The 13047-nt window shown below is 58.7% G+C and carries 10 protein-coding genes; 4 read left to right on the top strand and 6 right to left on the bottom strand.

Annotated features, from left to right (window positions below; genetic code table 11):
- The first annotated feature begins 741 nt into the window (after window positions 1-741).
- Window positions 742-1590: a hypothetical protein gene (locus AC628_RS15390; RefSeq protein ID WP_074127632.1), complete on the top strand. Its 849-nt coding sequence runs from the start codon at window positions 742-744 to the stop codon at window positions 1588-1590.
- A 1287-nt stretch (window positions 1591-2877) separates the two neighbouring features.
- On the opposite strand, the gene AC628_RS15385 is transcribed toward AC628_RS15390, so the two are convergent.
- On the bottom strand, window positions 2878-3039 hold the full coding sequence (locus tag AC628_RS15385) for a DUF2934 domain-containing protein (protein ID WP_074127631.1): 162 nt from the start codon (window positions 3037-3039) through the stop codon (window positions 2878-2880).
- A gap of 523 nt (window positions 3040-3562) precedes the next feature.
- Between AC628_RS15385 and AC628_RS15380 the strand changes: the two genes are divergently transcribed.
- Window positions 3563-5683 (top strand): MASE1 domain-containing protein, encoded by a 2121-nt coding sequence (locus AC628_RS15380; protein WP_083632927.1) that lies wholly within the window; start codon window positions 3563-3565, stop codon window positions 5681-5683.
- On the opposite strand, the gene AC628_RS15375 is transcribed toward AC628_RS15380, so the two are convergent.
- Window positions 5678-6355 carry a response regulator gene (locus tag AC628_RS15375; protein WP_245321187.1) on the bottom strand — a complete coding sequence of 226 codons (678 nt, stop codon included), beginning with the start codon at window positions 6353-6355 and terminating at the stop codon, window positions 5678-5680. The two genes, AC628_RS15380 and AC628_RS15375, sit on opposite strands and share 6 nt — an antisense overlap.
- Before the next feature lie 368 nt (window positions 6356-6723).
- Between AC628_RS15375 and AC628_RS15370 the strand changes: the two genes are divergently transcribed.
- A complete protein-coding gene (locus AC628_RS15370) occupies window positions 6724-8232 on the top strand; it encodes an OpgC domain-containing protein (protein ID WP_245321186.1) in 1509 nt (502 codons plus the stop codon).
- A 396-nt stretch (window positions 8233-8628) separates the two neighbouring features.
- Here AC628_RS15370 and AC628_RS46145 read toward each other — a convergent pair whose 3' ends face one another.
- Entirely contained in the window at window positions 8629-8847 is a 219-nt protein-coding gene (locus AC628_RS46145) for a hypothetical protein (RefSeq protein WP_502689735.1), read from the bottom strand.
- Window positions 8848-8924: 77 nt separating this feature from the next.
- On the opposite strand from AC628_RS46145, the gene AC628_RS43995 reads away from it, so the two are divergent.
- Window positions 8925-9101, top strand: coding sequence for a hypothetical protein (locus AC628_RS43995; RefSeq protein ID WP_168193381.1), 177 nt, complete (start codon window positions 8925-8927; stop codon window positions 9099-9101).
- Between the two features lie 492 nt (window positions 9102-9593).
- Here AC628_RS43995 and AC628_RS15355 read toward each other — a convergent pair whose 3' ends face one another.
- From AC628_RS15355 to chrA, 3 genes are all read right to left on the bottom strand, one after another.
- Window positions 9594-10256: a hypothetical protein gene (locus AC628_RS15355; RefSeq protein WP_245321185.1), complete on the bottom strand. Its 663-nt coding sequence runs from the start codon at window positions 10254-10256 to the stop codon at window positions 9594-9596.
- Between the two features lie 175 nt (window positions 10257-10431).
- Complete coding sequence (locus tag AC628_RS15350; protein ID WP_245321184.1) at window positions 10432-11784, bottom strand: arsenate reductase/protein-tyrosine-phosphatase family protein; 1353 nt, start codon at window positions 11782-11784, stop codon at window positions 10432-10434.
- 76 nt (window positions 11785-11860) lie between these two features.
- Window positions 11861-13009, bottom strand: coding sequence for a chromate efflux transporter (chrA, locus tag AC628_RS15345; protein WP_074127628.1), 1149 nt, complete (start codon window positions 13007-13009; stop codon window positions 11861-11863).
- Window positions 13010-13047: the final 38 nt, after the last annotated feature.

The raw sequence follows: 13047 nt of genomic DNA, 5'->3' as shown, positions 1-13047 counted from the left end.
GTTCGCAAAAACGCCCTGGCAAAGGGCGGGCCCATGTTTTTCCTAGCCAGCCTCGGTATCAACACGCTGCGCTGCACTCGTGGCATCTCGGATGCGGGTAGAAGTCAGTCCACGTTCTTTCCGTCTTTGTTTTCCCGTCCACAGCCACGGCCTGGCCGCGATAGCCCAGCGCAATGGCACCGGGACCTGCGACGCGTTCAGGCATGGGAATCCATGGCCCTTCAGACCTTGTCCGTCCGCCGCACCAGTTTCGCACCAGAACGACCGCATCAAAGCGCAGCGGATGCGCTTGATCCCGGACGAAGATGTAGCAAATTCAACGAACGCGTCCTTTATCCTCCCGCTCATAACGGTCTGGTTGCAGGTTCGAGTCCTGCCGGGCCCACCAGTGAGATCAACAGCTTACCCGGTTCTCGTTGCCTCTGGCACGGCGACCGCACCAGAAACCGCACCAGATACGTGCTCTTTTCGTTCGTGAGGCGGCTCGCTCCACTTGAACGGTGTAATCTCCCTCGCAGCAAGAACCACGTCCGTTAAGGGTTCAATCTCGGAAATGGATTTTCGGGCCTAGGTTGTCCGCAATGGGCCACAACGACATGATCCTCCCGAACCGCACATGTAAGATGTTTTCTTTGCAACCTTGATCTCAGGCACGAAGGCCATCTGTGCGATGGTGCTTATCGCCGCCACCGCAGTCTCAGAGGACTCGACAAAACCGAACCCACACGCCACAGTTGGGATATGACCGTACCTCGCCTTTCCGGACTGCTGACGATAGGCGCGTTGGTGGTTTGCGCCATCTTGGCGGCCTGGCTCGGCTTTTGGAGACCGATCAATCTCGACACGCTCAAGGAATGGCAACCGCTTATCGCCGTTGTGCTTGGTGTGGCAGTACTTGCTTTCGGAATGAGAACTGCCATGCGCAGGCAGGAGCCTGTCGATATTCCCGTATGGCTCAACGTGATTTTCACTTTCGCATTGGCAATCTTCGCATTCGCAGCTTGGCTCGACGCGAAGGAGCAACTCAGGGCGGCTCGGGACCAGGTCAATGCCGCCAGGGAGGCTCAGCGGGCCTGGTTGACAATCGACGTCAATAAGGTCTCTGCGTTTCGGCTCGTTGGCACGCCTTATCCCGGTCGGTTCGACTACACAACGAACGTCGACCGAACGATCAAGAACATCGGTCGTGTCCCTGCGCAATCGGTGGCTCTTGGTCTCGTCGCGATTGTGCCGAACGCCTCTGACCAGACGCAACAGTTGAAAGAGAACCAACAAAACACCTGCGCAAGAGGTAAGGGCGCAGTCGGCTCGACAATCTTCCCCGACTCGACCTCCGAAACGTCTCCGCCCACCTTCGTTCATCAAGAGGATTGGCCAAAGACATTGCGGACCCAATCCCTTTTGTACTTGGTCGGGTGCGTGATTTATCGAGCCGGCGAGGACAACAAGGACCACCACACCGCCTTTGCCTACAGCCTTGAGCCGTCCGAAGATGGATGGGTTGATCTCCCGAATGACCCGACACAGATCGACCCTGCCAAGATCCGGCTTAATAAGCTGGGGATTTCCGATCTGAATTTCGCCGACTAATCTCTTCACGTCGCCGTCAGAAGAACGGGCGAAGAGAACTCACACTATGTCCTCAGGCGGTTCCGACGCTTCGGCATCGGCCAGTCGACGCTGACGAAGATGGGGCGCGGATAAATTCGTAACCAATATACGCAAGCATCGAAAGCGCGATCAAGGCCGGTAGAAATTTGCCGGGGTGATGAACAACTTCGTGAAACCACGAATAGAAGCAGAACCAGAGCGCGAAAAGAGGATCAGCGCGCAAGACGCTGATGGCGTCGAGCAGCTTACGACGATGCCCCACGAACGCCAGGAGAAACAGTCAGCGAAACGAACGTCCTCATCTTCTTCGTCAAGAACTGCACGACGAAGGGCAGCTTTCGTCGGCTCTTTACCTTTCCGCGAGCTGCTCATCCGGCGCGTGCCGGATCGAGCTGAGGACGCAGGAACGTTTTGGCTCGCGGCGAATCCTAAAAGCTATATTGATCCTCTTTTGCGGTTGGATCGAGCATCGATGCGCTCACCTCGCCGGATGCGGGTTATCTCAGCGTGTTGAGGTGCTGAGGCCGCCTTCTTCATCGCCGTCCGCCGATGCCACAAACCATGCGCTCTCGTATCGCTCGAGCACAAAAAAACGGCCCAGCGAGGGGGGTACAAGCTGAGGCCAGAGCAACTTAGTCTCTTAATCCTAGACCTCCTCCCGACACGTTCCTCTGCTCCTTCGGATTACCGGAGTTGTACGGGCCGAAACGTTCTGAACCTCTTTAGGATTTTGGTGCACAATCATATAGGCTAGGATTTTGCACGACCTTCCTAGTCTGACTGGAGCCAGCACCGCTCGCACGCATTTTAAGCGGGCGGCGTTGTGTGCATTTCCTTTGGCATAAAGTGTCGTCTCGAGCGATGTGCTTTTCCCCAACCACCTCGCTGAGGTTTCGGTGAAAGGATTGTTGACGGCGATAGCCGTTCTTGTGGTTCTTTACATAGCGGATCAGCAATTTGTCACCGATGCCGTCCAGCGCATGGCGATCCAGATGAGGCATTCTTTTGGAATTTGATGCCGCCTCACTGACCAACTGAGCACGGTTCTTTAGCCGGGCCTCGGACCTGGCAGTGAATCGAGGGGGCGCACAGCCGCAGCTAATCGCAGTCGGAACCAGGCACATGCTCCTTGAGCACATGCCCGCCGGCACCAAGCTGCGGCTGAGCGAAGTGAAGGAACTGTTTGATCTCATGCGATGAGACGTGTGATGGAGGCGAAGACGCGGTGAAAGCCGTCTAGACTCTACCGATCAAAATCTTGTCCACTTAAAGGTTATCGGGGGTCCGGAGCGGAGAAGATTTGTCTTCATTCCGTATCTCTTGTTCGGCCAACTCCCAGAATTCCTTATCGCGGCCTTCAGGTCGCCCAGCTTTTTCCCAGAGCTCATGGGCACGGGCCCGGATCTGCTCTTCTGTCGGTTCTGTCATGTGTACCCTCTAAAGCGGAATCAAGCGCACGCTCAGGAAATAGTTCCCCGAGTTTTGGAGGCTATGGGCCGGTGAATTGGAGGAGGCCGCCAGCCGCCTAAACGGCCCCAGCAACCTTCGGGAGTCTGTGAAGGAAGAACCCAACGAGAGATAGGAGTTTGGCGCCAACCGCGAGTGGTCCGGAGACCAAATCCGCCCTTTTCGAGAATTTGTCTTCGTCGTACGATCGGCCTCCCGAAACTCGGGTGAACGCGAGACGGCGGGCATGTTCCATGCCAATGACAGCGATCTGCAGGACGAACGGCCGTACATTCTGGTCTTGGAGATCAGCAAGTCTGCCTGATGCTCCATCGCAAACGCTTGCCATACAGACTGCGGAAGCCAATTCGATCCGAGCGTATTTGCATTGCCGCACGGCTCGTGCCGGATCAACTGCTTTGTAAAAATCATTTCTGATCCTTATCAAGGGAACCAAAAAATTACTCGTGATGGACAATAAATCTGCGTAGTCCAGGCGTCGCCGATGTCTGATCCGCGATCACTAACCCCGGAGGTAAAGTCCTATCGAGGCATCAGCTATGCCGGTGGTCTAGTCGTAATTGGAGCGATCTATTTCGTCCTCGCAAAAGGCGGCCTTGCTCTCGCTTCTATTCATCCCAGCGCAACGCCAATTTGGCCACCGACCGGCGTCGCGTTGGCGGCGGTGCTGTTGTGGGGATATCGGACATGGCCGGCAATTTTCGTGGCCGCGATGATCGCTAATGCTACGACAGCCGGCTCGCTTGCCACCGCAATTGCGATTGCAACTGGCAATTCTCTTGAAGCGCTTGTTGGCGCTTATCTCATTAAACGATGGTCGAACGGATGTGACACGTTTTCAACCCCAAACTCCGTAGCACAATTTGCTCTGATTTGCGTCGTGATCGCGGCACCGGTCAGCGCCAGCATTGGACTGATCAGCTTGGCGATGGCCGGGTACGTCGAACCGACAAATTTCGCGGACGCCTGGGTCACATGGTGGCTGGGGGATGTGACCGGCGCGCTCGTGATCACCCCGGTTATTGTGCTTTGGGCGTCAAGCCACCATCGGGCTTTCAATCGCAACGACCTCATCGAGACCTTCGCCCTTCTCGCGACTGCGGCGATTGTTGGACTCATTGCTTTCAGTCCCCTCATCGAGCAATCGCCAGGCCGCGATCCACTGGGCTTCCTTGCGATCTTGCCAATGTTGTGGGCGGCTCTACGACGAGGTCCACGCGACACCGCAACAGTTGCGCTGGTGCTTGCGGGCATAACCATTTGGGGAACGCTCACGGGCGGCGGCCCCTTCACGAGCGCGGCGCTCAATGCTTCTTTCCTGCTGCTGTTGATGTTCCTGATTAGCATTACCCTTCCAAGCTTGCTATTGAGCGCCGACGTCGAGGTGCGCAAGAACGTGGAGGAAAGTCTGCGCCGCGCGCACATCGAGCTCGAGCAGAAGGTTGCAGAACGCACGCACGAGCTGGAGATCGCCAACGCAGCAAAATCGCGCTTTCTCGCCATGGCAAGTCATGATTTGCGGCAGCCACTACATGCGTTAGGGCTGTTCGTTGCACAACTGCGCACGCCGCTTAAATCGGAGGAAAGGACAAAGGCGATAGAACAGATCGATGCAACGCGCGAAGAAATGGATGAAATGTTCAATTCGATCTTGGACATGTCCAAGCTCAATGCCGGGATGCTGACCCCCAAAATTACCGAATTCCCGATCGCGCGGCTGTTACAAAAAATTGAGACGACGTTCAATCAGGCAACACGAGAGAAGGGCCTACGTCTAAGAGTCAGGCGAACCGACGCTTGCGTGCGGAGCGACGCCATGCTGCTCGAACGCATACTTCTGAATCTGGTGTCCAACGCTGTGCGCTATACGTTGCGGGGCGGGATCATCGTCGGATGTCGTCGGCGTGGCGAGATGTTGCGTATCGAAATATGGGATACCGGCCCCGGCATTCCTGAGGATCAGAAGCAGAATATCTTTGGCGAGTTTTTTCAAGTTCTTGGGCCAGAACGGAACCCGTCGGGTGGCCTGGGGCTTGGCCTTGCCATTGTCGACAGGCTTCGCCTACTTCTCAATCATCAAATCGACTTAGCTTCGACTCTCGGTCGAGGCTCACGATTTGCGATCGTGGTTCCGATGGTCGATGAATGCGTCGCGACTACAGCGCCAGCTGACTTACCCCACCCTGGAGCCTTTGCGGTCAAGGATAAGGCGGTACTGGTTATTGCCGATACTCCAATAGTGCAAGAGGGAACGCGGGGGTTGCTCGGCAAATGGGGGTACTGCGTCCTTACCGTCGGATCCGACGAGGCTGCATTGATCCGGCTTGCTGAGCGCCAACAACGCCCCGATCTTATAATCTCGGATTATCATCTTGCGGGCGGAAAAACGGGGACCCAAGTGATCGAAGAGGTTAATGCGGTGTTTGGCTCGTCAATTCCAGCTATCCTCGTCAGCGGCGATACGACAGCTGAACCATTACGTGACGCTAAGGAAAGAGGATACGTTTTGCTGCACAAGCCTGTCGAACCAATGCGGCTCCGCGCTGTGATGCAAGAGCTCTTCAGGGATCGCGACAGTAGGAGCGAGACCGGGTCAGCTTTATAGTTCAGATCTTGGCGGCAATTCCCAGCCCATTTTTCCTACCTTTATTATCGCCTCGGTGCGGGTAGTTACGCTCAGCGCCTTGAGAACGACCGTGATGTGGTTCTTCACCGTCGGCACCGCCATATTGAGCGTCTTAGCAATCACCTTGTTGCTTTTTCCTTTCATGAGGAGCGCGAGTACTTCAATCTGCCGATCGGTGAGGCCGAGGTTTTTAAGAGAGCCGCGTGTCGCTGGCTTATTTGTAGGCCGTGGACATTCCTCTAGGATTTCTGAGGGAATGTAGAGACCGCCGGAGAAGACGAGCTTCATAGCGTTGAGCATAACCTCCCGTTTCGTCGTTTTCGGGATGAACCCCAGGGCACCGAGTTTGAAAGCGCGCTTGACCGTGTCTTGATCATCTGAAGACGAGATTATGATAATAGCAATAGTCGCATCGCGCTCACGCACTTCGCGGAGAACCGAGAAGCCATCTCGATCAGGCAGACTGATATCAAGCAAGATGAGACTGATGTCCGCATGTTCCTCAAGGAGGTGCATTGCCTGACGGCTATTCGAAGCCTCCAATATGACGGCTTCTCGTTTCAGCTCCTTCAGCAAGGAATGCAACGCCTCGCGGATCAATGCATGATCGTCAACTATAAGAACCTTCATAAAGAGCTCTCCGTCATCCATCGCACGGAGATCCAATTAAAAAATAATATACCCGCCCCCGGGTGTTTGGCGACAAAGAAGCGAGACCGAAGCCGCCATTCTCGCCTTGATCCACCCGCGATGCGCGGTTATGCACTCAAGGTCGAGACCAATCGCGACCGTGTGTTATGGTTGCAAATCGCCTCAGATCACCGCTACATGCAGGATACCTTGATCGTAGGACCAACGAACCTCTCGGTGTGGACCTATGGCTGATTTACATGCTGCGCCGGTTGAAAGAGCTTCGTCGCCGGCAGCTTCACCGTCAGAAAGTTGACCAGGCGCCGCCAATGTCGCAATAGCTAGGCTGGGCTCGGCGCGGAACAGTCCTTTGCTGCGGCACAGTTACGTTGCGGCAGTTTGGCGGCGATTTTGTCATTTTCAGTCCCTCCTTGTTCGTTCCTCTTGAAGCGTGCTTGCACGCCGGATGGGGCAAGCAGATGCATGATCGAACTGTTACCCCGAAGCCATTGGCAAGCGCGCTGCCGGAGCTGGCAGCCTCAGGCCGTGATCTGCGAATCGATGCCTGCCGCGGCATCGCGCTCTGGTGCATCTTTCTGGACCATGTCCCCAACAACATCGGAAGTTGGCTGACGCTCCGGAATTACGGCTTCAGCGATGCTGCGGAAGTGTTCATGTTCGTCTCCGGTGTGACCTGCGCGCTGGCGTACGGCAAGATACGACACCGCGACGGCTGGACCGGCGTGATCAGCCGAACGCTGCGGCGAAGCTGGGATATCTATGCCGCATTTTTGCTGCTCACGCTCGCCTGCGTCATCTTGGTGTACCTGGCAGGCGGGGGCCGCCTTGCTGACGAGAGCAATACGCGCATTCTGTTAGATCAGCCGGGCGCAACGCTAGTGCACGCCGCGATCCTACAATACTGTCCAGTCAATACCGACGTGTTGCCGATCTTCGTGCTTCTTCATCTCTTGTTTGCGCCCTTGCTGTGGCTACTACTGCGACTGCCGAACATCACGCTTGGGGTCTCGATAGCGCTTTATGCCTTCGTGCAAGTGTTCGGCTGGACTATGCCGGCATGGCCCAGCGGCCACTGGGCGTTCAATCCGTTGGCTTGGCAGCTGCTTGCTGTACTTGGCGCCTGGTGGATGATCGAGGGCGAGAGAGTGCGGCCGTGGGTCACGTCACGCGCGGCGCTTGTACCTGCCGTCTTCTATCTGGTGTTCAGTCTCATCATCGCATTGAGCTGGAGGATCAGCTCGCTGGACGGACAGGTCCCGCAGGGGCTGCTGAAATTGCTGTACCCTATGGACAAATCCAATCTCGATCCATTGCGACTGTTGCATTTTTTGGCTCTTGCGATTTTGGTTGTACGGCTGGTGCCTCCAAATCGGCGCGCACTGACGACAGCAGTAATGCGCGGCGCGATTCTGTGTGGCAAGAGCTCGTTGCCAATATACTGCCTTGGCGTTCTGCTTACGCTAGCCAGCTTTCTGGCGCTGCTCGACATTTCGGATGGGTTGGCGATGCAGATCGCGCTCAGCGTTAGCGGTGTCCTGACGATGATCTTGGCAGCGACGCTGCTTAACTTGATCAAGATCAAACCCGGGCAGCACCCGACTGCTGCGCTGCCTGTGGGGATCTGCGCCCAGCAGGAAGGCTGGAGCAACTTTGGCAGGCGCCTCCTGGAGGCTTTTCACCGAGAGCTGCGCAAGTTCAGCTGGAGGGGCGGCCAGAACCGCTTCCTCAATTGGCGGTTTGCAGACCGGCAATCCGCGCGCCTGCCGAGCCTCGCCAACGAATTTGTCCGACTCAAGATGGATATCGTCACGGTGTCGCCGAAGCCTGCGGCCATACCGGACAGGAATGCAACTGCGACAGCCCCAATCGGCATTTAGCGGTTCGCATGCGAATTCTCCTGTCGTTCGCCACGGCAACAGTCCGCAGATCACCGAGTTCCTGGCTCGCGAGCGAAGGCGCTGCGCAAACCTCCGCGGCGGCTTGGCCCCCGGCTTCTGCCTCCTTCGCCTACTTCTTGCCCGCGATCGGGCATCAGCATTGCCTTCTGGCTGACCGCCGCCTTGTGCGCTTCTTGGCCGGTTTCCTGGGAGGCTTGGTCTCGGCCGCAGCGCGCCGACGCTCCGGCGTAGCGCCTCCATTAGATCGACGACGTTTCCGCCGCGCGACCGCTCGCTCGGGGTGATCGGCTTGCCGGCTCGCTTCTGGTTGATGAGGTCGATCAGCGCGGTTTGGTACTGGTTCTCGAACTTTTCGGGCTCGAACCGCCCGGACTTCTAGTTGACGATGTACTTGACGAGATCGAGCATGTCCTCGGTGACTTTGACGTCTTGGATCTCGTCGAAATACTCCTCCAGATCCCGCCGCGGCCCCGCTCTCCAGCGAAGGCCTCTCCCGCCCTGCGGCGCCGAGCCGAAAGAGTCGCCGTTCACGGCGGGTATCAGATTGGTATGCCGCCCCAAAGCAAAGGTCGTCTGACCGGGATCCTCTTCCACCCCGGTCGCCAATTCCGTGTTTGCCCCTCCGAAAAAGGGGTAAAGTGCCCCCGGGGTCGCATCCGAGGAGCAACAACATGACCCAACAACTCCCCGAGGTAGTTTCTACCAGGATCGAGCGGCATGTCTTCGCTATCATGGGCAATACGATGCCACCCCGAGATCCGGATGACGACGAAGAGGACGAAGAGCAAGACGACGACGAGAACAGAACCGACGAATCGCCGGTCGTGCGCGAGCCAGACGACGACTGAGCTGGATGCGTGATCCCCAGCCTATGTGCGGCCCGCTGGCGCGTCCGACGGTTTTGAAGATCGTTCTAATTCCGAGAGCGGCGAAAGACGTTGAACGGACCACGGTTCCCGGCGGAGCAACCTGTTGGCATTCACAGCTGCAGGAGGCGAGCATGACCCTCATATGGCTTGGTGTGCTCCTTGTTTTCGGCGGCGTGCTCCAGATGGCATATCAGCCAATCTGGCGAGGCCGACTGAGCGGTGGAAGGTGGCTTCGCTCCGGGCGTGGCACGCTGGAGCCTGAAAGGCCGGCTAGCGGCTTCGGCATCAAATCGAATTGGCCTGGACTTGTGATGGTCGCGCTTGGCGGCGCTTTCTTGCTGGCCGGAGTTGCCATCTGAGTTGGACGAATGTCTCAGCCGTTGCCCGTTATCTAGCGCGGATACCCTAGAGCCATGTCGCTTCTCGGCCGCGATTGGCGAGCCCATCCAACGACCCCGGATCGCCAGTAAGCTATCTCGACGGCATCGGCGACGACTGCCGCGCTGCATGACCTTCGAAGAAGGACAGCGGAAAACCGAAGGTTAGGCCCGCGCGAACTTCATTCACCGGGTGTCCGCCGGTGAGCGCGTGGCGGAATGCGACGTCGAAGCTGAGATCGTCCCGCACGCGATAGATAAGCCCGACGAGTCCGGAGACCGTCTCCTGCTTACCAAACTCGTTCTCGTAAAAGAGCTCGGCAACCGGGCGGACCGTCCACGTTGAAGGGCCTTCAATGATCGCGCCCAGGAAGACGTCGCCATGATGGTCGCGGGTCACGGCTGTCTCGGCATTCAGGTGGACGGTGCCCCAATCCCAGCGCTGCGAGACGATCGTGGCGAAGCTGGCGCCGACACCTGAGCTGCCGGTGCTATCGGGAAGGAGAACGCCAAATTCTGTCGCGATGCTGGGACCCGTCTTGTCCTGCAGGCTGCCCGGCACGACCACATGCTTGAGAAATGCGCCGGCGGCCGTCAGGGTCGTCGGACCGCTCGGCGAGAGAGGCGTTTGCTCCTGGCCTTCGAAGACGGCCTCCCAATCCTCGGTCAGTCCGTAGTTGATGACCGCGGCCGGTGCGATCAGGCTAGTCCCGCTCTGATCGCGCAAACGTCCCGAGGGTTGCAGTTCGATCTCCATCTCCCCTTTCTTTGCGACAGCAGCATCGGTCCCGTCGAAAGGACGATAGGCGGCTGCGGGGGCGGACAGGACGAGCAGGCCGAACGCGACAATGCTGCCCCGCGCAAGGTATCCCGGGGACCTGCCAGGGCTTTGGCCACATCTGCACATGCGCCGTCTCCCCATGAAATCGACTTCAAGGCATTGGCTTGAACACCCAGATCGCCGCCGGCCCAGCGGGGCCCGTACGGACTGCCACAAATAAGCGATCCATCTCCGGCACGAAGAGCGACGTTCGCGCGCCCGTTGCCGTTGGCAAGCGTGCGGCGCGTCGATAGGCCGATCCATCGATTTCAAAGACATCGACGTATCCGGCGCCGCAGCTCACATAGACGCGCTCCCGCTTTGCATCGACGAAGAGATCGTCGACGTCGCCGCATGTTTCCGCATGCGCCACCAGTTTTCCGTCCATCGAGAAGCCAGCCAATTCAGCGGGACTGCGGTATGCCAGAAGGACACGACCACGGCTGCGATCGACGGTCATCGCGTAATTGCCGCCCTTGTCCAAGGGCCAGCTGGCGAGCAGCTTCCCGGAGGCGCCTTCCACCACTGCGACCGCACGCACCTCAGGCAGGTTGACAAAGATGCGTCCACTGTCCGGCTCTATCTGGAAGCTCTCCGGATGCGCCCGCAGCGGCATGTTACGAACGTGGGCGCGGGTCGACGGATCGAGGACGGCGAGGCCACCATCGCCATAACCGACCACCACGCGCCTGGCCGCCGTATCGATCCGGATGTTATCCGCGTCGCTGCCGAGTTCTATCCGGCCGATCGCCTTGTAGTCGTTGCCCTCGAACAGCCGTACCGATCCGTCGCGAGCATTGGCGACATACAGGGTGTCGCTCGAGGGCTCATAGCCGACGCCCTGGGGTTGATCCATACCGGCAATCGTTCGGAACAGGCTGTGGGCGGCGAGATCGACGATAGCGATGCTGTCATTGCCAAGCTCGGCCACGAACAATCGCTGTCGCTTCAGGTCGACGGCCAAATGATCGATTCGGCCACGCACCTCTCCGAGCAAGATTTTTATCTCGAGTTGGAGAGGCGCCTTGTCTTCTGCCGGTTGAGCTGCAGCCGTCAGTGTCGGAATAAGCGCGTCGATGCGCTGAACGATCTGGTCGCGGGTTGCTTCATAATCGTTGATGCCAAGTGGAATGCCCGACCAGTAAGTTACGTTGGCCTCCCCCCGCTGCTCCGCCGGGACCTGATCAAAGGCCACAACCCGGCCCGCCGCGGCGGCGTCGTCCATGGTCATTTGCTGCGGCGGATTGGCCACCTCCAGGCCATCGAGCGCGAGGCCGTCCTGAACCCGTACCGGCACCGACCGATAGAGGTCGATGCCGCGCGAGACGGCCCTGAATGGCAGACCGCGCTCCTGCGCCGCCTTGTTGAAATAGGCCGCGGCCATCTGGCTGTTCACCACGCCGTGCTGGCAGACGAAGACTATCGTGTTCGCCTCGTCCGCCCGCGCGGATGGAACCAGTGACATCAGGAGCGCACAGGAAACGGCTGCAAGGCGCAACCATATCAAGACGTCCCTTCCCAGTGTCCGCATCGTCATGACCTCATTTCAGCCCGGTCAGCACCCATGCCGGCTGCAGGATCGGATAGGCAACTAGCCCGACCATCGCCGTGACGACGATGAGCAAGGGGTTGTTGACCTTCCAACGGAACAACACCGCGAGCGAAAGGATTCCGACGAACGCGGTCAGCCAGTCGCCGATCGCGACCTTGCCGAGAAGGAAGCACGCGCCAAGAATCGTTCCGATCGCCGCCGCATAGGCGCCTCTCACAAACCCCTGCACGTTCGGATTCTTCCGGTGCCGCGCCAGCAGAGGCGCCACGATCAGGACGATCAGGAAGGACGGCAGGAAGATGCCGATGGTGGAGATCAGCGAGCCCCAAAATCCTGCGACGAGATAGCCGACAAAGGTTGCGGTGATCACGACCGGCCCGGGGCTCATCATGCCGATCGCAACGGCCACCAGGAATTCGCGCTCGTTGAGCCAGCCATATTGCTGGACGAGCCCCTGCTCGAGGAAGGGAACGATGACGAGGCCGCTGCCGAAGGTGAGCGAGCCCGCCTTGAGGAAAAACAGCAGTAGCTTGCCCAGCGTCGAACCGGTCACAACCGGGGCAGCCGCGGGCGCCGCGGCCGGAATCACCGCGAGTTGCAGGGCGACCGGCGGACGCTTGATGTTGCCGTAATAGATGATGCCGACGATCCCGGCCCCGATGAACAGCAGCGCGACCTCGGCCTGCAGGATCACGGTCACGGCCAGGCAAACCGCGGCAATCGCCCATTGCAGCCAATCCTCCATACCGAGCTTGGCGAGCCGGTAGCAGGAATGCAGGATCAGCGCGATCACCGCCGGGCTGACGCCGTAGAAGACGGCGGTGACCGGCTGTAGGTCTCCCAGGTAGACGTAGAGCGCGCCGAGCGCGGCGACGATGACGAAGTTCGGCAGGATGAAGGCCCAGCCGCCAGCCCACGCCCCCCAGAAGCCGCAGCGCAGATACGCAATGAAGATGCCGACCTGGATCGCGAGCGGCCCTGGGAGCGACTGGCAGATAGCGATGGCCTCGCGCATCTGCTCCTTGGTCAGCCACTTCTTGTCATCGACCAGCTCGCGCTCCATCTGGCCGACCAGCGCGACAGGCCCGCCGAAGCCGAGAAAGCCCAGCCGCAGAAAATAGCGGACGAGTTCGCCCATTCCACCGCGTTCGGTTGTCGTTGTCGTCGTCACAGTCT

It is taken from the genome of Bradyrhizobium sp. NAS96.2 (genome assembly GCF_001908235.1).
Taxonomy (GTDB): domain Bacteria; phylum Pseudomonadota; class Alphaproteobacteria; order Rhizobiales; family Xanthobacteraceae; genus Bradyrhizobium.
This window is presented reverse-complemented; position numbering and strand designations above follow the sequence as displayed.